At 72.5% G+C, this 18,049-nt stretch carries 22 protein-coding genes; 6 read left to right on the forward strand and 16 right to left on the reverse strand.

The genetic code is table 11. The annotated features are described in order from the left end of the window. Positions 1–51 precede the first annotated feature (51 nt). The 5 genes from KY5_RS10155 to hisI all read right to left on the reverse strand — a co-directional run bounded on the left by KY5_RS10155 (position 52) and on the right by hisI (position 3,479). Complete coding sequence (locus KY5_RS10155; protein WP_098241923.1) at positions 52–477, reverse strand: DUF2752 domain-containing protein; 426 nt, start codon at positions 475–477, stop codon at positions 52–54. Between the two features lie 99 nt (positions 478–576). Further along, a complete protein-coding gene (locus KY5_RS10160; RefSeq protein WP_098241924.1) occupies positions 577–798 on the reverse strand; it encodes an HGxxPAAW family protein in 222 nt (73 codons plus the stop codon). Between the two features lie 125 nt (positions 799–923). Continuing rightward, a complete protein-coding gene (locus KY5_RS10165; protein ID WP_098241925.1) occupies positions 924–1,571 on the reverse strand; it encodes a TIGR02234 family membrane protein in 648 nt (215 codons plus the stop codon). A 7-nt stretch (positions 1,572–1,578) separates the two neighbouring features. After that, the gene (locus KY5_RS10170) at positions 1,579–3,081 is read right to left on the reverse strand and encodes an anthranilate synthase component I (protein ID WP_098241926.1); all 1,503 of its coding nucleotides are present in this window, start codon (positions 3,079–3,081) and stop codon (positions 1,579–1,581) included. 11 nt (positions 3,082–3,092) lie between these two features. Beyond that, positions 3,093–3,479, reverse strand: a complete 387-nt coding sequence (gene hisI / locus KY5_RS10175; protein WP_098241927.1) for a phosphoribosyl-AMP cyclohydrolase — start codon at positions 3,477–3,479, stop codon at positions 3,093–3,095. 82 nt (positions 3,480–3,561) lie between these two features. Here hisI and KY5_RS10180 point away from each other — a divergent pair, with 82 nt between their 5' ends. After that, a complete protein-coding gene (locus KY5_RS10180; RefSeq protein ID WP_098241928.1) occupies positions 3,562–4,197 on the forward strand; it encodes a TIGR03085 family metal-binding protein in 636 nt (211 codons plus the stop codon). A 10-nt stretch (positions 4,198–4,207) separates the two neighbouring features. Continuing rightward, a complete protein-coding gene (locus tag KY5_RS10185; protein WP_098241929.1) occupies positions 4,208–4,603 on the forward strand; it encodes a VOC family protein in 396 nt (131 codons plus the stop codon). 10 nt (positions 4,604–4,613) lie between these two features. Here KY5_RS10185 and KY5_RS10190 read toward each other — a convergent pair whose 3' ends face one another. The 10 genes from KY5_RS10190 to hisD all read right to left on the reverse strand — a co-directional run bounded on the left by KY5_RS10190 (position 4,614) and on the right by hisD (position 12,344). Beyond that, positions 4,614–5,864, reverse strand: a complete 1,251-nt coding sequence (locus KY5_RS10190; RefSeq protein WP_234362682.1) for an MFS transporter — start codon at positions 5,862–5,864, stop codon at positions 4,614–4,616. Positions 5,865–5,873: 9 nt separating this feature from the next. Further along, on the reverse strand, positions 5,874–6,482 hold the full coding sequence (locus KY5_RS10195) for a winged helix-turn-helix domain-containing protein (protein ID WP_098241930.1): 609 nt from the start codon (positions 6,480–6,482) through the stop codon (positions 5,874–5,876). 122 nt (positions 6,483–6,604) lie between these two features. Beyond that, positions 6,605–7,360, reverse strand: coding sequence for an imidazole glycerol phosphate synthase subunit HisF (hisF, locus tag KY5_RS10200; RefSeq protein WP_098241931.1), 756 nt, complete (start codon positions 7,358–7,360; stop codon positions 6,605–6,607). Further along, a complete protein-coding gene (locus KY5_RS10205; RefSeq protein ID WP_098241932.1) occupies positions 7,357–7,758 on the reverse strand; it encodes a RidA family protein in 402 nt (133 codons plus the stop codon). The genes hisF and KY5_RS10205 overlap by 4 nt, the downstream gene beginning before the upstream one ends. After that, a complete protein-coding gene (gene priA / locus KY5_RS10210) occupies positions 7,755–8,483 on the reverse strand; it encodes a bifunctional 1-(5-phosphoribosyl)-5-((5-phosphoribosylamino)methylideneamino)imidazole-4-carboxamide isomerase/phosphoribosylanthranilate isomerase PriA (protein ID WP_098241933.1) in 729 nt (242 codons plus the stop codon). The genes KY5_RS10205 and priA overlap by 4 nt, the downstream gene beginning before the upstream one ends. Then, positions 8,480–9,121: an imidazole glycerol phosphate synthase subunit HisH gene (hisH, locus tag KY5_RS10215; RefSeq protein WP_098241934.1), complete on the reverse strand. Its 642-nt coding sequence runs from the start codon at positions 9,119–9,121 to the stop codon at positions 8,480–8,482. Before hisH ends, priA begins: the two co-directional genes overlap by 4 nt. A 17-nt stretch (positions 9,122–9,138) precedes the next feature. Then, on the reverse strand, positions 9,139–9,303 hold the full coding sequence (locus tag KY5_RS42120; RefSeq protein WP_062781233.1) for a hypothetical protein: 165 nt from the start codon (positions 9,301–9,303) through the stop codon (positions 9,139–9,141). Positions 9,304–9,307: 4 nt separating this feature from the next. After that, on the reverse strand, positions 9,308–9,901 hold the full coding sequence (gene hisB, locus KY5_RS10220; RefSeq protein ID WP_098241935.1) for an imidazoleglycerol-phosphate dehydratase HisB: 594 nt from the start codon (positions 9,899–9,901) through the stop codon (positions 9,308–9,310). Then, complete coding sequence (locus tag KY5_RS10225) at positions 9,898–11,016, reverse strand: histidinol-phosphate transaminase (protein ID WP_234362683.1); 1,119 nt, start codon at positions 11,014–11,016, stop codon at positions 9,898–9,900. Before KY5_RS10225 ends, hisB begins: the two co-directional genes overlap by 4 nt. Then, positions 11,013–12,344 (reverse strand): histidinol dehydrogenase, encoded by a 1,332-nt coding sequence (gene hisD / locus KY5_RS10230; protein WP_098241937.1) that lies wholly within the window; start codon positions 12,342–12,344, stop codon positions 11,013–11,015. Before hisD ends, KY5_RS10225 begins: the two co-directional genes overlap by 4 nt. Positions 12,345–12,507: 163 nt before the next feature. Between hisD and KY5_RS10235 the strand changes: the two genes are divergently transcribed. From KY5_RS10235 to ybaK, 4 genes are all read left to right on the forward strand, one after another. Continuing rightward, entirely contained in the window at positions 12,508–14,082 is a 1,575-nt protein-coding gene (locus KY5_RS10235) for an oxidoreductase (RefSeq protein ID WP_098241938.1), read from the forward strand. 636 nt (positions 14,083–14,718) lie between these two features. Further along, the gene (locus KY5_RS10240; protein ID WP_098247157.1) at positions 14,719–15,690 is read left to right on the forward strand and encodes a hypothetical protein; all 972 of its coding nucleotides are present in this window, start codon (positions 14,719–14,721) and stop codon (positions 15,688–15,690) included. 2 nt (positions 15,691–15,692) lie between these two features. Further along, positions 15,693–16,439 (forward strand): LON peptidase substrate-binding domain-containing protein, encoded by a 747-nt coding sequence (locus KY5_RS10245; RefSeq protein ID WP_098241939.1) that lies wholly within the window; start codon positions 15,693–15,695, stop codon positions 16,437–16,439. A gap of 52 nt (positions 16,440–16,491) precedes the next feature. Next, on the forward strand, positions 16,492–16,995 hold the full coding sequence (ybaK, locus tag KY5_RS10250; protein ID WP_098241940.1) for a Cys-tRNA(Pro) deacylase: 504 nt from the start codon (positions 16,492–16,494) through the stop codon (positions 16,993–16,995). Positions 16,996–17,350: 355 nt separating this feature from the next. On the opposite strand, the gene KY5_RS10260 is transcribed toward ybaK, so the two are convergent. Further along, positions 17,351–18,040 carry a DUF2567 domain-containing protein gene (locus KY5_RS10260; protein WP_098247158.1) on the reverse strand — a complete coding sequence of 230 codons (690 nt, stop codon included), beginning with the start codon at positions 18,038–18,040 and terminating at the stop codon, positions 17,351–17,353. Positions 18,041–18,049 lie beyond the last annotated feature (9 nt).

Raw genomic sequence — 18,049 nt, forward strand, 5'->3', positions numbered from 1 at the left:
CTTTCACCGGTGCCTCAACGTGCGTTCCCACCGGTGCCGCGGCGTGCGCCGTCAGGGGTGCAGCCACGATCCGAACGGGAGATTCCGGACGAGGGTGAAGAGCGCGATCAGCCCGCCGACGCTCCACAGCTGCACCGGCCCCAACTCGATCCGCAGCGGCTTCCCGCGCGCCGCCCGGATCGCCCACACGGTCCACAGGACGGCGAAGAGGACGTATCCGGCGACGGCCATCGCGTTGGCGCCGAGCGCCGCGGTGAAGTCGCCGTGGACGAACGCGTGGGCGCTGCGCAGGCCGCCGCAGCCCGGACAGTAGATGCCGGTGAGGCGCAGGAGCGGGCAGGCGGGGTAGTGGCCTGGTTCGTTCGGGTCGACCGCGCCGACGTAGGCGAAGGCCCCGACGACCGAGGCGAGCACACCGGCCGGCACGAGCAGACGGGTCAGGACGGCGGGCGCTGCGCTCTCGGTTTCGGCGGTCACCCGAGCATTCTGCCCCGCGCGGGGTGCCACCGCCCGGCAGGCGGACGCACAAGAGGCGGCCCCGGCGACTGCCGGACCGCCTCTCGGGTGCGCCGAAGGTCAGCTCTCGGAGCCCGCGACCTGTCGCTGCGGGCGCTTGGTCTGGCCCAGGCCCGCCATGCGCATGGCACCGCCCACGATGCCGCCGATCACGATGATCGCCATGCCGGCCCAGAACCCGGGCACGTTCGCCATCACCATGAAGGCACCCGCGACGCAGAAACCGATGAAGGCGATGATGACACCGGTCCAGGCGGCCGGGGTGTGTCCGTGGCTGGCCATGACTTGCTCCTCGTTGCTGTGCGTGGTGATGGGGGAAGCCCACCGCGAGTCGGACGCTCGCGGCCATTGTCCCGTACTCGCGCCCATGACCTGAGCGCGGGGTCACGCTACGCGCGTCGGGCCGATCAGGTCTCGCGCGTCGGGTCCTCGCCGCGGTCGAGGGCCTTCCACATCTCCTCGGGACGCTCCGGGTCGGGAGCGCGGCGGGGCTTGCGGGGCCTGGGCGAGCCGTCGCGTTCGTAGCGGCCCGACATCGCGGGCCAGCCACGGCCGTAGGTGAGCGCGAGCAGGCCCGCGAGCAGGAGCAGGACGCCCGCGGCGGCGGCGGCGTAGGGCCAGCCCGTGTGGCTCAGGTCGCCGATGGTGGCGGCGGCGTCGCCGGACGCCGTGGCGGCCTTCTCGTCGAGGGCGGCCCGGTCGTCCACGCCGAGGAGGGCGGCCGCGATCGTGCCCGCGCCGCTGAGCGTGAGCAGCAGGGAGACCAGGACGCGTCCGGTGCGGCGGACCGCGAAGACCGCGACGAGGGAGGCGAGGCCCACTATGGCGAGGGTCGCGGGGACGCCGGTGACGTCGCCTCCCGTGGCCGAGAGCGGCAGGGAGCCGCCCGCCACCGAAGCGGTGCCGTGCGCCCAGTCCTGGCGCGATGCGAGCAGGGCGAGGGCCGCGCCGACGGCGCCGAGCAACAGCGCGGCGGCGATGCTCCGCCTGCTGCTGCGCTGCTCTCGGCTCTCGGCGGGAGCCTCGGTACGGGGCGGTGGTACTGCGGAAGTCACCTGTCCACTATCCCTCACGGTCCGAACGCGCGTGCAGCCGGTTCGCCGTGTGGATGGCGCGCAGGACGGCGGCGGCCTTGTTGCGGCACTCGGTGTCCTCGGCGACGGGGTCGGAGTCGGCGACCACACCCGCCCCCGCCTGCACGTACGCCGTGCCCTCGCGGAGCAGGGCGGTGCGGATGGCGATCGCGGTGTCGGAGTCGCCCGCGAAGTCGAGGTAGCCGACGCAGCCGCCGTACAGGCCGCGCCGGGAGGGCTCCAGCTCGTCGATGATCTGCATCGCGCGGGGCTTGGGGGCACCGGAGAGGGTGCCCGCCGGGAAGCAGGCGGTGAGCACGTCGAAGGCGGTGCGTCCCCCGGCGACCCGGCCGGTGACGGTCGACACGATGTGCATGACGTGCGAGTACTTCTCGACGGACATGAAGTCGACGACCTCGACGGATCCCGGCTCGCAGACCCGGCCCAGGTCGTTGCGGCCCAGGTCGACGAGCATGAGGTGCTCGGCGCGCTCCTTGGGGTCGGCGAGCAGTTCCTCGGCGAGCGCCTGGTCCTCCTGCGGGGTGGCGCCCCGGTGCCGGGTCCCCGCGATGGGGTGCACCATGGCGCGCCCGTCCTCGACCTTGACGAGGGCCTCGGGCGAGGAGCCGACCACGTCGAACCCGTCGAAGCGGAAGAGGTACATGTACGGCGAGGGGTTGGTGGCCCGCAGCACCCGGTAGACGTCCAGCGCGCTTGCCGTACACGGGGTTTCGAACCGCTGCGAGGGCACGACCTGGAAGGCCTCACCGGCCCGGATGCGCTCCTTGATGTCCTCGACGGCCTCCTGGTACTGCTCGCCGCCCCACAGCGCGGTGTACACGGGCAGTTCGGAGGGCGGCAGGGCGGCGGGGGGCTGGGAGACGGGCCGGGAGAGGTCGGCCTCCATGGCGTCGAGCCGGGCGACCGCGTCGGCGTACGCCTCGTCGACGCCGGTGTCGAGGTCGTTGTGGTTGATCGCGTTGGCGATCAGCAGGACCGAGCCGTCCCAGTGGTCGAGTACGGCGAGGTCGCTGGTGAGCAGCATGGTCAGCTCGGGGAGCCGCAGGTCGTCCCGCTCCCCCGGGCCGATCTTCTCCAGGCGGCGCACGATGTCGTAGCCGAGGTAGCCGACCATGCCGCCGGTGAAGGGCGGCATCCCGGCCGCCAGGTCGCGCGGGGTGTGCAGGAGTTCGACGGTGGCGCGCAGCGCGGCGAGCGGGTCGCCCGACGTGGGGACGCCGACGGGCGGGGTGCCGAGCCAGTGGGCCTCGCCGTCGCGGGCGGTGAGGGTGGCGGCGCTGCGGACACCGACGAAGGAGTAGCGGGACCAGGAACGGCCGTTCTCCGCGGACTCGAGGAGGAAGGTGCCCGGACGCTCGGCGGCGAGCTTGCGGTAGAGGCCGACGGGGGTGTCGCCGTCCGCGAGGAGCCTGCGGCTGACGGGGAGCACGCGGCGGTCGGCCGCCAGCTTGCGGAAGGTCTCGAGGTCCATGGGAGCAGACCCTACTGACCGGGCGCGGCCGTGTGGGACACGGGAAGCACGTCGGTGTCGAAGCAGGTGCGGGTGCCGGTGTGGCAGGCCGCGCCGACCTGGTCGACCTGGACGAGGACGGTGTCCGCGTCGCAGTCCAGGGCCACCTCCTTGACGTACTGGAAGTGGCCGGAGGTGTCGCCCTTGACCCAGTACTCCTGGCGGCTGCGCGACCAGTAGGTGCAGCGGCCCGTGGTCAGGGTGCGGTGCAGCGCCTCGTCGTCCATCCAGCCGAGCATCAGCACCTCACCGGTGTCGTACTGCTGGGCGATGGCGGGGACGAGCCCGTCGGCGCCGCGCTTCAGGCGCGCGGCGATCTCCGGGTCGAGGCTGCTGCTGGGCGGGGGAACGCTGGTCATGGGCCCATTGTGCCGCGCTCCCCGCCCGCGCCCCGCGTGCGTCCACTGTCCGGACCGCGTGGGCGGTCGTAGGCTGGCTGGCATGTCGACCCATGCCAAGCGTGAACGACTTCTCCTCGCCGATCTGTTGGAGGCGCAGGGCCCCGCGGCCCCCACCCTGTGCGAGGGCTGGCAGACCCGGGACCTCGCGGCCCACGTGGTGGTGCGTGAGCGCCGCGCGGACGCCGCGGGCGGGCTCCTGATCAAGCAGCTGGCCGGGCGCCTGGAGCGGGTGCAGGCCGAGTTCGCCGCGAAGCCGTACGAGGAACTGATCCAGTTGATCAGGACGGGGCCGCCGCGCTTCTCGCCCTTCTCGCTCAAGCAGATCGACGAGGCGTCGAACGCCGTCGAGTTCTACGTGCACACCGAGGACGTCCGCAGGGCCGTGCCCGACTGGACGCCGCGCGAGCTCGACCCGGTGTTCGCCGACGCCCTCTGGTCCCGTCTGGAGCGCACCGCGCGCCTGGTGGGCCGCAAGGCGCCGACCGGCCTGGTGCTGCGCCGCCCCGACGGCAGGACGGCGGTGGCGCACCGGGGGACGCCGGTGGTGACGGTGACCGGTGAGCCCGCCGAGCTGCTGATGTTCGTGTACGGGCGGCAGGACGTCGCCGATGTGGCCCTGGACGGCGACAAGGACGCGATCGCCACGCTGCACGACTCCAAGCAGCTCGGACTCTAGGATCCAAGCCATGATCAAAGTGGCCATGGTGAGTCTCTATGTCGACGATGTCGTCAAGGCTCACGCCTTCTACACGGACGTCCTCGGCTTCGAGACCCGGATGCACGTGGACGGGGGCGGCGGCTTCCCGTTCGTCACGGTGGGGGCGGCCGGTGCGCAGGGTGACCTGCAGCTGCTCCTGGAGCCGGGCCACGGGCCGATCGCCGAGCCGTACCGCGCGGCGCTGCGGGCGGCGGACCTGCCGTGCGTCGTCTTCTCGGTCGACGACGTGCGCGCCGAGTACGCCCGCCTCGGCGCACTCGGCGTGACCTTCCCGCAGCCGCCGACGCGGCAGGGCCCCGTGCTCACCGCGGTGCTCGACGACACGGTCGGCAATCTGGTGCAGATCTCTCAGCCGATCGGCTGAACTCGCCGCATCAGCGCGGGAGTTCGGCGCGGCGCAGGGGGCGGGAGCAGAGTCCGATCACGCCGCCCGTCAGGGTGATGACCGCTCCCGTGACGAAGACGGGGCCCGCACCCCAGGCGCCGATCGCGACACCGGTGAGGGGGTAGCTGAGCGGCGGCACGCCCATGGTGAAGAGGCTGCTCACCGAGGTGACGCGGCCCAGGTAGGCGGGGTCGGTGACCGTCTGCAGGAGCGCCCCGGCGAGCGCGCCGCCGAGGCCGAGGCACAGCCCCACGAAGAACGCGGCCACCACTCCGGCCGCCACGGACGGCGCGAACGCGAACCCGCCGAGCGCGACCGCTCCCGGCAGCACCGCCCACGACATCACGAGCCCCGCCCGTGGCACCTGCCGCCGCACGGCGAGCAGCAGCGACGCGGTCCCCGCGCCCACGCCGAAGCCCGCGAGGATCCACCCCATCCCCGCCGCGCCCCAGCCACGCTCGTCGGCGAGCAGCACGAGGCCCACGTTGACCGGCCCGGCGAAGCCCATCTCGCTCACCGCGATCGTGACCACCAGTGGGGCGAGGACGCGGTGGCCCCGCACGTACCGCAGCCCGTCGGCCAGTTGGCGCCGCGCGGTGTCCGCGGCCCCCGCCCGCTCGTCGGGGGCGAGCTCCCGCATCCGTACGGTCATGAGCAGCGGCAGGGACACGGCGAAGAGCACCCCGGCCACCCCGAACCCCGCCGCGGGCCCGCCCACCGCGACCGCGAGGCCGCCGAGCGGCGCCGAACAGACCGTGGCCACGCGCTGGGCGAGGCCGCGCAGGCCCTGCACCCGGCCGAGCTGCCCCGGCGCGGTGATGCGCGGCGGCAGGGCGCCCACGCTCGGCAGGAAGAGCGCGTCCACGGCCCCGAAGACGAGGGCGACGGCGGCGAGCACCCAGATTCCGGGGGCGGCCACCAGGAGCAGCGCGGCAACCGCGAGGACCACCGCGCAGCGCACCGCGTCGCTGCCGATGACCACGCGGCGGGGGCCGAAGCGGTCGGCGATGACGCCCCCGCCGAGCATGAGCACCGCGCGCGGCACCGCGCCGACGGCGAGCACGAGCCCGGTCTGCGCCGCGCCGCCGCTGCGGGCCGCGGCCCAGGACAGCGCCACGAAGTAGACGCTGTCGCCGATCATCGATGCGGTGTAGGCGCCGAGCCAGCGCAGGACGTTGGGGTCGCGGTGGGCGGGGCGTTCGGCGACGCCGGGGGCCGAGGGTATGCGAGTGGTGGTCACGGCGGGCCCTCAGAAGTTCCGGAACGGGAAGCTGGCCAGGTGCACAGCGACGTTCTCGCGCCCCTCGGTGTCACCGGCGGCCTCCGCGGCCTTGCCCCGCTCCTCGTACGTCTTGATCAGGGCGTGGATCTCGGTGTTGAGCTCGCTGAGTTCGGCGGAATTGAGGCGGGCGAGGAAGTCCGACTGGTCGGCCGCCCTGCGCCACTCCTCGCCCCAGGATGCCTGCTGGTCTAGGTAAGTCTCGTACTGCTCACGGTGGTGGGCGATCAGTGACCTGATGACCGACGCGTGGACGGCGGCGCCTTCCGGGGTGTCCTTGAAGTCCTCGTGGCGAAAGCTCAGAGCCTCCTGCGCTGTGCGCCACCACCGCTCCCGCGCGTCCCCGCTCTGAGCGTCGGCCTCCTCGATGAGGCCGTGCTCGGCAAGCTTGCGCAGGTGGTAGCTGACCAGCGAGACGGCCTCGTCGACCTGCGTCGCGAGCTGCGAGGCGGTCGCAGTACCCGCCACCCGCAGCGTGCCGTAGAGCTTCAGGCGCAACGGGTGCCCGAATGCCTTCAGCGTGCCGACGTCGGTGATCCGGCGGGTCGCGGGCGGCCGCGACTCCTGCTTGTCGTCCATACCCCCACCGTAAGTACGAAAGAAAAGTTGCGCAATATAAATTGCGCAACTTTCGCTTCCTAACTCCACGAAGAAGAGCCCCGGCTCCCACCAGGGAAACCGGGGCTCACACCACGCGAGGCTCAGCGGACGGGATGCCCCGCCCCCCGCAGCGTCTCCTTGACCTCGCCGATCCGCAGGTCCCCGAAGTGGAAGACCGAAGCGGCGAGCACCGCGTCCGCGCCCGCCGCGACGGCGGGCGGGAAGTGCTCCAGGCGGCCCGCGCCGCCCGAGGCGATCACCGGCACCGTGACGTGCTTGCGGACCGCCGAGATCATCTCGATGTCGTAGCCGTCCTTGGTGCCGTCCGCGTCCATGGAGTTGAGCAGGATCTCGCCCGCGCCCAGCTCGGCGGCCCGGTGCGCCCACTCGACGGCGTCGATCCCGGCGGACTCGCGGCCGCCGTGGGTCGTGACCTCGAAGCTCCCCGAGGGGGTCCTGCGCGCGTCCACCGAGAGGACGAGCACCTGCCGCCCGAACCGCTCCGCGATCTCGCGGATCAGGTCGGGGCGCGCGAGGGCGGCCGTGTTCACGCCCACCTTGTCGGCGCCCGCGCGGAGCAGCTTGTCGACGTCCTCCGCGGTGCGCACGCCGCCGCCGACCGTGAGCGGGATGAAGACCTGCTCGGCGGTGCGGCGGACCACGTCGTAGGTCGTCTCGCGGTTGCCGGAGGAGGCCGTGATGTCCAGGAAGGTGAGCTCGTCGGCGCCCTCGGCGTCGTACACCTTGGCCATCTCGACGGGGTCGCCCGCGTCCCGCAGGTTCTGGAAGTTGACGCCCTTCACCACGCGGCCGTTGTCCACGTCGAGGCAGGGGATGACGCGTACGGAGAGGGTCATGACGTCTCAGCTCCCCGGTACGCCTCCACCTCGACCTCGACGACCAGGCTGGGGTCGATGAAGCCGGAGACGATGAGCATCGAGGCGGCGGGGCGCACGTCGTCGAAGAGCTCCTTGTGGGCGCGGCCCACGTCGTCGACGTCGCGCGCGTGCGTGACGTACATGCGGGTGCGCACCACGTGCTCGCGGCCGAGGCCCAGCTTCTTCAGGGCGTCGAAGGCGACCTGGAAGGCGTTGACCGTCTGCTCGTAGGGCGTGCCCGCGTCTATGGAGCCGTTCACCACGGACGTGCAGCCCGCCACCAGGACGAGGCCGTTGGGCAGCTCGACGGCACGGGAGTAGCCGATGGCGTCCTCCCAGGGGCCGCCCGAGTTCACCCGGCGTACGACGTCGCTCATGACGAGGCCACCGCGGCGAGCGCCTCTTCGAGGGTGAACGCCTTCGCGTACAGCGCCTTGCCGACGATCGAGCCCTCGACGCCCTGCGGGACCAGCTCGGCGATGGCGCGCAGGTCGTCGAGGCTGCTGACCCCGCCGGACGCGACCACGGGACGGTCCGTCGCCGCGCAGACGCCCCGCAGGAGCTCCAGGTTGGGACCCTGCAGCGTGCCGTCCTTGGCGATGTCGGTGACCACGTAGCGCGCGCAGCCCTCGGCGTTGAGGCGCTCGATGGTCTCGTAGAGGTCGCCGCCGTCGCGGGTCCAGCCGCGGCCGCGCAGCGTGGTGCCGCGTACGTCGAGGCCCACCGCGATCTTGTCGCCGTGCTCGGCGATGACCTTGGCGACCCACTCCGGGGTCTCCAGCGCGGCCGTGCCGAGGTTGACGCGGGTGCAGCCGGTGGCGAGCGCGGCGGCGAGCGTGTCGTCGTCGCGGATGCCGCCGGACAGCTCGACCTTGATGTCCATGGCGCCCGCGACCTCGGCGATCAGGGAGCGGTTGTCGCCGGTGCCGAACGCGGCGTCCAGGTCGACCAGGTGCAGCCACTCGGCGCCCGACCGCTGCCAGGCGAGGGCGGCCTCCATCGGGGAGCCGTAGGACGTCTCCGAGCCGGACTCGCCGTGGACGAGGCGTACGGCCTGGCCGTCACGGACGTCGACGGCGGGAAGGAGTTCGAGAGTGCTCACAGGGTTCCGATCCAGTTGGTGAGGAGCTGGGCGCCGGCGTCGCCGGACTTCTCGGGGTGGAACTGGGTGGCGCTCAGGGCGCCGTTCTCGACGGCCGCCACGAAGGGCTCGCCGTGCGTGGACCAGTGCACGTACGGGGCACGCATCACCGGGTTCGCGACTTCGAGGGACCAGGTGTGCACGGCGTAGGAGTGCACGAAGTAGAAGCGCGCGTCGTCGTCCAGGCCCTTGAAGAGCGGGGACCCCGCCGATGCCTGCACCGTGTTCCAGCCCATGTGCGGCACGATGTCGGCCTTCAGCGGCTCGACGGTGCCGGGCCACTCGTCCAGGCCCTCGGTCTCCACGCCGTGCTCGATGCCGCGCGCGAAGAGGATCTGCATGCCCACGCAGATGCCCATCACGGGACGGCCGCCGGAGAGCCTGCGCCCGACGATCCAGTCGCCGCGCGCCTCCTTGAGGCCCTCCATGCAGGCGGCGAAGGCGCCGACGCCGGGGACGAGCAGGCCGTCGGCGTTCATGGCCGTGTCGAAGTCGCGGGTGATCTCGACGTCGGCGCCCGCGCGCGCGAGGGCGCGCTCGGCGGAGCGGACGTTGCCGAAGCCGTAGTCGAAGACGACGACCTTCTTGGGAGTGCTCATCTCGTGTACGCCTCCCGTCAGTTCCAGTAGTCCAGCCGCAGGATGCCCGCGGCCAGGCACATCACGGCGCCGATGGAGAGGAGCGTGATGAGGCTCTTGGGCATCCCCTGCTTGACGAAGGAGATGACGCCGCCGATCAGGAACAGGCCGACGACGATGAGGATGGTGTTCAGACCGGTCATGGCTTTACAGCGCGCCCTTCGTGGAGGGGAGGATCCCGGCGGCACGCGGGTCGTGCTCCGCGGCGTAGCGCAGGGCGCGGGCCAGGGCCTTGAACTGGCACTCCACGATGTGGTGGGCGTTGCGCCCGTACGGCACGTGCACGTGCAGGGCGATCTGCGCCTGCGCGACGAAGGACTCCAGGATGTGCCGGGTCATCGTCGTGTCGTACGCGCCGATCATCGGCGCCATGTTCTCGGGCTCGGTGTGCACCAGGTACGGACGGCCGCTCAGGTCGACGGTCACCTGGGCGAGGGACTCGTCGAGCGGGACCGTGCAGTTGCCGAAGCGGTAGATGCCCACCTTGTCGCCGAGGGCCTGCTTGAAGGCGGCGCCGAGGGCGAGGGCGGTGTCCTCGATGGTGTGGTGCGAGTCGATGTGCAGGTCGCCCTCGGTCTTGACCGTGAGGTCGAAGAGGCCGTGGCGGCCGAGCTGGTCGAGCATGTGGTCGTAGAAGCCGACCCCGGTCGACACGTCGACCTTTCCGGTGCCGTCGAGGTCGATCTCGACGACGACCGACGTCTCCTTGGTGGTTCTTTCGACCCGTCCAACGCGGCTCATGCGCTCTGCTCCTTCTTCAGTTCGCGTACCGCATCGAGGAACGCGTCGTTTTCGGCGGGGGTTCCCGCGGAGACCCGCAGCCACCCGGGCACTCCGTTGTCCCGGACCAGGACGCCCCGGTCGAGGATCCGCTGCCACACGGCGTGCGCGGCGCCTTCGCCGTCGAATCGCCCGAACTGCACGAAGTTGGCGTCGGAGTCGGTCACCTCGTAGCCCAGCGCGCGCAGCTCGGTGACCAGGCGGTCGCGCTCGGCCTTGAGCTGCTCGACGTATCCCAGGAGCGTGTCGGTGTGCTCCAGGGCGGCGAGCGCGGTGGCCTGTGTGACGGCCGAGAGGTGGTAGGGCAGGCGGACCAGCTGCACCGCGTCGACGACCGCGGGGTCGGCGGCGAGGTAGCCGAGGCGCAGGCCGGCCGCGCCGAACGCCTTCGACATGGTGCGCGAGACGACGAGGTTCGGCCGCCCCTCGATCAGCGGGAGCAGCGAGTCGCCGTGGCTGAACTCGACGTACGCCTCGTCGATCACGACCATCGACGGCTTGGCGGCCTGCGCGGCGTCGTACAGCGCGAGGACCGTCTCGGCGCTCACCGCGTTGCCCGTGGGGTTGTTGGGCGTCGTGATGAAGACGACGTCGGGCCGGTGCTCGGCGATGGCCTCGGTGGCGGCGGCCACGTCGATCGTGAAGTCGTCGTGGCGCGGCCCCGAGATCCAGCCGGTGCCGGTGCCGCGCGCGATCAGGCCGTGCATCGAGTACGAGGGCTCGAAGCCGATGGCCGTGCGCCCGGGACCGCCGAAGGTCTGCAGGAGCTGCTGGATGACCTCGTTGGAGCCGTTGGCCGCCCACACGTTGGCGAGGGCGACCTCGTGGCCCGCGGTGCGGGTGAGGTAGCGCGCGAGCTCGGTGCGCAGCTCGACGGCGTCCCTGTCGGGGTAGCGGTTGAGGTCGCGGGCGGCCTCGCGCACCCGCTCCGCGATGCGCTCGACGAGCGGCTCGGGCAGCGGGTAGGGGTTCTCGTTGGTGTTCAGGCGTACGGGTACGTCGAGCTGGGGCGCACCATAGGGGGACTTGCCGCGCAACTCGTCGCGTACGGGAAGGTCGTCGATCCGGACGTTCACGTGGTGGGCACCTTCCATCCGAACCTCGCCTTGACCGCCGCGCCGTGCGCGGGCAGGTCCTCGGCCTCGGCGAGCGTCACCACGTGGTGCGCGACGTCGGCGAGTGCCTCGCGGGAGTAGTCGACGATGTGGATGCCGCGCAGGAACGACTGGACGCTGAGCCCCGAGGAGTGGCAGGCGCAGCCGCCGGTGGGCAGGACGTGGTTGGAGCCCGCGCAGTAGTCGCCGAGGGAGACCGGCGCCCAGGGGCCGACGAAGATCGCGCCCGCGTTCTTGACGCGGTCCGCGACGGCGGTGGCGTCCGCGGTCTGGATCTCCAGGTGCTCGGCGCCGTACGCGTCGACGACCCTGAGTCCTTCCTCCAGGCCGTCGACGAGGACGATCGCGGACTGACGGCCGCTCAGCGCGGGCACGATCCGGTCCTCGACGTGCTTGGTGGCCGCGACCTGCGGCGCCAGCTCCTTGTCGACGGCGTCGGCGAGCGCCACGGAGTCGGTGACCAGGACGGCGGCCGCGAGCGGGTCGTGCTCGGCCTGGCTGATCAGGTCGGCCGCGACGTGCGCCGGGTCGGCGGTGTCGTCGGCGAGGACCGCGATCTCGGTCGGGCCCGCCTCGGTGTCGATGCCGATGCGTCCGGTGAAGTAGCGCTTGGCGGCCGCGACCCAGATGTTGCCGGGGCCCGTGACCATGTTGGCGGCGGCGCAGCTCTCGGTGCCGTACGCGAACATCGCGACGGCCTGGGCGCCGCCGACCGCGTACACCTCGTCGATGCCGAGGAGCGCGCAGGCGGCGAGGATCGTCGGGTGCGGCAGTCCGCCGAAGTCGGCCTGCGGCGGGGACGCGAGCGCCATCGACTCGACGCCCGCCTCCTGCGCGGGGACCGCGTTCATGATCACCGAGGAGGGGTAGACCGAGCGGCCGCCGGGCGCGTAAAGCCCGACGCGCTCCACGGGTACCCACTTTTCGGTGACGGAGCCGCCCGGGACGACCTGGGTGGTGTGCGGGGCGCGACGCTGCGCGCGGTGGACGGTGCGGGCGCGGCGGATGGACTCCTCAAGGGCCGCGCGGACCTCGGGGTCCAGTCCCGCCAGGGCCTCGGCGAGCGCGGCCGCGGGCACGCGGACCTGCTCAAGACGGACGCCGTCGAACTTCTCCGCGTACTCGATCAGCGCCGCGTCGCCACGATGATGCACGTCCTCGCAGATGGGCCGCACCTTCTCCAGGGCGGCCGCGACGTCGAAGTCGGCACGGGGCAGCAGGGCGCGCAGGGCGGCCCCCGACGGAAACTCCGTGAGGGCATCGCCGCGCAGATCGATTCGAGAGATCACATGGCCAATTCTCTCAGACCTTCCTTCGGCGCCGAACGCGCGTATCACTGGCTGATATGGATCCCGGAACCGCACGTTCACCACTAGCGTTCAGGCCGTCACGGAACGGGCATGAACAGGTGTACGAAGCACAAGCGCACGTGGCACGGGGAGGACGGAAGCAGTGGCCGACGGCACCGGCATCGGGGACCCGCCGGACGGACTGACCGCCGCGGAGATCGGCATGTGGCAGGCCTTCCGCAACGGCAGCGTCTACGACCTCAGGTCGGGCGACGCGACCGTGGACGATCCGCACGGCGGCCACCCCTGGGGGCCCGAGCGGAGCGTGCGCGCGCGCATCGTGTGCTGGCTGCTGCTCGACGGGCCGCCCGCGCTCGCGGGCCGGGTCTCCTCGCTGAAGCTCGCGGGCGTGCAGATCACCGACGTGCTCGACCTCGCGGGCGGCACGGTCGTCCCGTACACCGAGATGAAGCACTGCCGCTTCGAGAAGGAGATGGTCCTTCCGGAGAGCCGCTTCACCACGCTCCGGCTCGTCGACTGCGCGGTCCCCCGCTTCGAGGCGGCCCGCCTGCACACCGAGGGCGACCTGCACCTGCCGCGCTGCCGGATCCACAACGGCATGCGCCTGACCGACGCCCACATCGGCACGGACCTGCTGCTCAACCAGGCCGTGGTCTACCGCGACCGGCGCGGCAACTCGATCCTGGGCGACGGCCTCTCGGTGGGGCAGGACTTCCAGGCCGAGATGATGGAGTCGCACGGCATGCTCAGCCTGCGCGGCGCGAAGATCGGCGTCTCGCTGAGCCTGCGCGGCAGCCTGCTCACCAACCCCTACGGCAGGCGCGCCCTGAACGCCCCGCAGCTGACCGTGGAGCGCTCGCTCTACCTGACCCCGGCGGGCCTCGGCAACCCGTCCCTGACCAGCGGCACGACTCCGGCGCGTGGCACGCGCGTGCAGCGCTTCGAGTGCCAGGGCGGGATCCGCCTCGACGACGGCAGGTTCGGCGACGCCATGGACCTCACGCAGGCCCGCTTCACGCTCCAGAACGACCAGGAGCTGTCGATGCGCCGCGTCCAGACGCCCGAACTGCGCTTCCTCGGCGAGGCGCCGCAGCGCGGCAAGGTCGTGCTGTCCGGCGCCAAGATCGTCACCCTGATCGACAGGTCGGCGAGCTGGCCCGGCCCCGGCTGTCTGCAGATGGGCGGCTTCACCTACGAGAACCTCGTCCCGCAGGGCAGCTTCCCGCTCTCCCTGCGGCTGAGCTGGGTGGCGGCCGCGACCGCGGAGTACAACCCCGAGCCGTACGAGAAGCTCGCGACCGTCCTGCGCAACGGCGGCGAGGACGCGGACGCCCGCGAGGTCCTCCTCGCCAAGCAGCGCAGACGCCGCGAGACGCTGCCCCTTGCGGCGAAGCTGTGGGGGTACGCGCAGGACTGGACGGTCGCGTACGGCTACCGGCCAGGGCGGGCCGCGGTCTGGATGGCCGTGCTGTGGGCGATCAGCGCGGTGGCCTTCGCCCGCGCCGACCACCCCGCGATCAAACCGGGCGAACACCCGAACTGGAACCCGGCCCTGTTCACCCTGGACCTGCTCCTGCCGGTCATCGACCTGGGCCAGGACAGCTACTGGCAGCTACGCGGCGGCTGGCAGTGGTTCGCCGCGGTCCTGATCCTGCTCGGCTGGATCCTCGCCACGACGGTGGCGGCGGGGGCGACGCGACTGCTGCGCCGCAGCTAGGCGCTGCGCTGGGCCTGGACGGTCCCGGTACGCCCTCGGCACGACCCGGCGGCGCCGACCGGTGCCCGGACCGAAGCAGCCAGCGCCGACACCGGGTCGGTCCGCTGCTGCGGGAGCGTCGTGGCTTGGCGCGCAGTTCCCCGCGCCCCTCACGGGCCCCGGGACCTGGACGGTCCCGGTAAGTCACCGGCACGACCCGGCCACGCCGACCGGCGCCCGGACCGGAGCAGCCACCGCCGACGCCAGGTCGGTCCGCCGCCGCGGGAGCGTCGTGGCTTGGCGCGCAGTTCCCCGCGCCCCTCAAAGGCCCCGGGACCTGGACGGTCCCGATACACCCCCCGGCACGACCCGGCCGCGCCGACCGCCGACCGGACCGGAGCAGCCACCGCCGACGCCAGGTCGGTCCGCCGCCGCGGGAGCGTCGTGGCTTGGCGCGCAGTTCCCCGCGCCCCTTACGGGGCGCCGAGCAGCCGAACCGTTATCCACCCGTAGGCAACCTTCCCCACCCCTGGACCGTCATCCCTGCGCAACCAACAATTGAGCAACCACGACGGTGACCGGAGAGTCCGCGCGAGCGGGGCCGGTTGAGGCGTAAAGGAGGGCACGGTGTTGCGTGCCTTCATCCGTACCGCCCGCATGATCCGGCACACCCCGCGGCTCGCCGCCGGGCTGCCGCCGGACGACGAGGTGCTCCTCGACGTCCCCGACGAGCGCCTCGCCCCCGCGCTCGTCGCCGCGGGCCGGGGCGACTACGGGCCCGCGGCCAAGCTCCTCGCCACCTCCCGCGAGGCCGCCGAGTGGGAGAACCGCGACCGCTACACGACGCGGCTCGCCGCCTTCGCCCGCTCCCGCCCCGAGTGGTTCGACGACTGGCTCGGCGCGTCCCCGCACGACCCGGACGCCCTGCTCCTCAAGGCCGAGCTCGCCGTGATGCGCGGCTGGGAGTCACCGGCCCGCGCCGAGCTGCTCAGGGACGCGGGCCCGCTGCTCAGCGCCGCCGCCGAAGCGGATCCGCGCGATCCCGTGCCCTGGCGGATCGCCCTCGACCACGCACGCGGCACGCACGCCCCCCACACCGTCTTCGAGCAGCTGTGGGAGGAGGCCGTGCGCCGCTCCTCGTACCACTACGGCTGCCACGCCTCGGCCCTGCAGTATCTCTCCGCCGCCTGGTACGGCTCGCACCGCGAATGCTTCGACTTCGCCGAGCGCGCCGCCCAGGACGCGCTGCCGGGATCGCTGATACAGGTCCTCCCGGCCCGCGCCGCCTTCGCCTACCTCACCAGCCCCTCCGGCAAGCTGCCGCGCGGGCGCCTCGACGCGGCGGCCGACCTCGCGATCGCCCTCTCCAGGGAGTACGACGAGGGCGACCCCTGGCCCGCCGAGGTCCGCAACCTCCTCACCTACGTCCTGGTGCGCCTGGAGCGCTGGGAGGACGCCCTCGAACAACTCCGCCTGATCGGCCCGTACGCGACGTCCTTCCCCTGGGACCGGATGGCGGACGATCCGCTCGGCCAGTTCCTGGAACTGCGCGACGGCGTACGCATAGAAGTCGCGTCGATGACCCCGCTGCGCACTCCGCGGGACCGCGCGCGCCCCGGTGAGCATTAGGCTTGCCGGTCGTGACCACCCGGCTTCCGCTCTTTCCGCTCAACTCGGTGCTGTTCCCCGGCCTCGTCCTGCCGCTGAACGTCTTCGAGGAGCGATATCGCGCCATGATGCGCGAGCTGCTCAAGACCCCCGAGGAGGAGCAGCGCCAGTTCGCCGTCGTCGCGATCCGCGACGGCCTGGAGGTGGCGCCGAGCGCGCCCGGCCTCCCCGATCAGACGACGCTCCCCGAGCACGGCCCCGCCGCCGGCTTCGGCGACGACCCCCTGAAGTCCTTCCACGCGATGGGCTGCGTGGCCGACGCGGCGACCATCAGGGAACGCGACGACGGCGGCTACGAGGTGCTCGCCACCGGCACGACCCGGGTCCGGATCCACTCCGTCGACGCCTCGGGCGCCTTCCTCACCGCCGAGGTCGAGGAGGTGCCCGAGGAGCTGGGCGACGGTGCGGGAGCCCTCGCCGAGGGCGTGCTGCGCGCCTTCCGCTCCTACCAGAAGCGGCTCGCGGGCGCGCGCGAGCGCTCCCTGTCGAGCGCCGCCGAGCTGCCGGACGAGCCGTCCGTCGTGTCGTACCTGGTCGCCGCAGCGGCCGTCCTCGACACCCCCACCAAGCAGCGGCTCCTGGAGTCGAAGGACACCGCGGCGCGCCTGCGGGACGAGCTGAAATTGCTGCGCGCCGAGACCGCGATCATCCGTAACCTGCCGTCGTTGCCCGCGACGGAACTGACGCGGGGCACCACCAGCCTCAACTGACGTGCGGTCCCCACGGGCGCACGGCCACGAGCGACGTAAGGCACGAGCAACCATGGCCAAGAAGCAGAAGAAGCAGGCGGGAGCGGGCGGCACGCCCGCGACGGTGGCGCTCGCCGCGGCGGGCACCGCCTTCACCGTGCACTCCTACGAACACGACCCCGCCCACCCCTCGTACGGCGACGAGGCCGCCGAGGCCATGGGCGTCTCGCCCGACCGGGTCTTCAAGACGCTGGTCGCCGAGGTGGACGGGGAGCTGACCGTCGCCGTCGTGCCCGTCGCGGGCTCCCTCGACCTGAAGGCGCTGGCCGCCGCGGTCTCCGGCAAGCGCGCCGTCATGGCGGACCCGGCGGCCGCCGAGCGCACCACGGGCTACGTCAGGGGCGGCATCTCCCCGCTCGGCCAGCGCAAGAGGCTCCGTACGGTCCTGGACGACTCGGCGTCGGCGCACGCCACGATCTGCGTGTCGGCGGGCCGCCGCGGCCTGGAGGTCGAGCTGGCACCGGCCGACCTCGCGGCGCTCACGGACGCGGTCCTGGCGCCGGTGGGCCGGGCCTGACCCCGCCCCGCCCGTACGACGTGAAAGAGCCCTCGACACCCGCGCGGGGCGGGACTAAGAACCCAGGGCATGTCGAAGAAGACGCGCATGCGCAAGTGGCGGGCGAAGAAGCGCAAGGCCAATCACGGCAAGCGCCCCGCCTGAGAGCGCGGTTGCCGCGCTCGACGGGGCGGTCGCCCGCCTGGGCCCTGTCGTCACACTCCCGTCGTCGCCCGAAGGGCGGCCCCGCGGCGTCTGGTGCGTGCGATCGCAAGGCGCCGGGATGTCCTCGTAGTGGGCCTGCTCGGGCATTCCGGCAACGCCGCGAGCGTGCGTGCCAGACGTCGCGGGGCAGACGGGAGTGTGACGACAGGGCCTAGGAACCCGTCCCCTCGGGACGGCCGTCGCTCCGGGGCCCTTCGTAGGGCGCGTGTCCCGCGTAGGGCGCCGGATACGGCTCGGGGTCCCGGGGCCCGAACAGCGCCATGAGACCGAGGTGCACGGCGAGCGCCGCCACCGGCCAGGCGAGCAGGACGCCCTTGGCCTTGAGTTCGAGCGGCGCGTCGAAGACGACGCCCTTGCCGACCGCCTTGGCGTGCGCGACGACGTCCGTCTCGGGACCGAACCACTTGCCGAGCTGCCAGGCGAGCAGCGCCCCGCAGAGGCTGCCGATCGCGAGCCCGACGACCAGCGGGAGCCCGCCGCGCCTGCGCAGCAGGAAGGCGACCACTCCGCAGACCACGCCGAAGCCGAGCGCGAGCAGGGTGAACGTTCCGTCGATCGCGATCGCCTGCTCGCCCTCGGTGTCCTTGAGGTACACCGCCTTGCCGTCCGAGATGAGCGGCACCCGCGGCGTGAGCCACAGCCACAGGAGGCCGACCAGGATGCCGCTGACGGCCACCGCCACCGCGAGCACCGCGGCCTGCCGCACTTCGGTCTTCATGCCGGGCCCGTCCTCCTCGTATCCGTAAGGAGTCGTGGCTCCCGACGTCTGCGCGGGTGCCTGCCAAGGGTCGTTCGCGTGCTCGTCGTGCGGCGGTTGGGAGGGTGTCAGCGGTGCGGTCACCCACACATC

Origin of the sequence: Streptomyces formicae, assembly GCF_002556545.1 — a bacterium.
In the GTDB taxonomy this organism is placed as follows: Bacteria; Actinomycetota; Actinomycetes; order Streptomycetales; family Streptomycetaceae; genus Streptomyces; species Streptomyces formicae_A.

Excerpts from the sequence above, each read along its gene's own strand:
- KY5_RS42120 (WP_062781233.1), bottom strand. The coding sequence starts at position 9,303 with ATGACCGGTCTGAACACCATCCTCATCGTCGTCGGCCTGTTCCTGATC.
- hisH (WP_098241934.1), bottom strand. The coding sequence starts at position 9,121 with ATGAGCACTCCCAAGAAGGTCGTCGTCTTCGACTACGGCTTCGGCAAC.
- KY5_RS10160 (WP_098241924.1), bottom strand. The coding sequence starts at position 798 with ATGGCCAGCCACGGACACACCCCGGCCGCCTGGACCGGTGTCATCATC.
- KY5_RS10180 (WP_098241928.1), top strand. The coding sequence starts at position 3,562 with ATGTCGACCCATGCCAAGCGTGAACGACTTCTCCTCGCCGATCTGTTG.
- hisI (WP_098241927.1), bottom strand. The coding sequence starts at position 3,479 with ATGACCAGCGTTCCCCCGCCCAGCAGCAGCCTCGACCCGGAGATCGCC.
- KY5_RS10205 (WP_098241932.1), bottom strand. The coding sequence starts at position 7,758 with ATGAGCGACGTCGTACGCCGGGTGAACTCGGGCGGCCCCTGGGAGGAC.
- KY5_RS10170 (WP_098241926.1), bottom strand. The coding sequence starts at position 3,081 with ATGGACCTCGAGACCTTCCGCAAGCTGGCGGCCGACCGCCGCGTGCTC.
- hisF (WP_098241931.1), bottom strand. The coding sequence starts at position 7,360 with ATGACCCTCTCCGTACGCGTCATCCCCTGCCTCGACGTGGACAACGGC.
- hisB (WP_098241935.1), bottom strand. The coding sequence starts at position 9,901 with ATGAGCCGCGTTGGACGGGTCGAAAGAACCACCAAGGAGACGTCGGTC.
- ybaK (WP_098241940.1), top strand. The coding sequence starts at position 16,492 with ATGGCCAAGAAGCAGAAGAAGCAGGCGGGAGCGGGCGGCACGCCCGCG.
- KY5_RS10195 (WP_098241930.1), bottom strand. The coding sequence starts at position 6,482 with ATGGACGACAAGCAGGAGTCGCGGCCGCCCGCGACCCGCCGGATCACC.
- KY5_RS10240 (WP_098247157.1), top strand. The coding sequence starts at position 14,719 with ATGATCCGGCACACCCCGCGGCTCGCCGCCGGGCTGCCGCCGGACGAC.
- KY5_RS10185 (WP_098241929.1), top strand. The coding sequence starts at position 4,208 with ATGATCAAAGTGGCCATGGTGAGTCTCTATGTCGACGATGTCGTCAAG.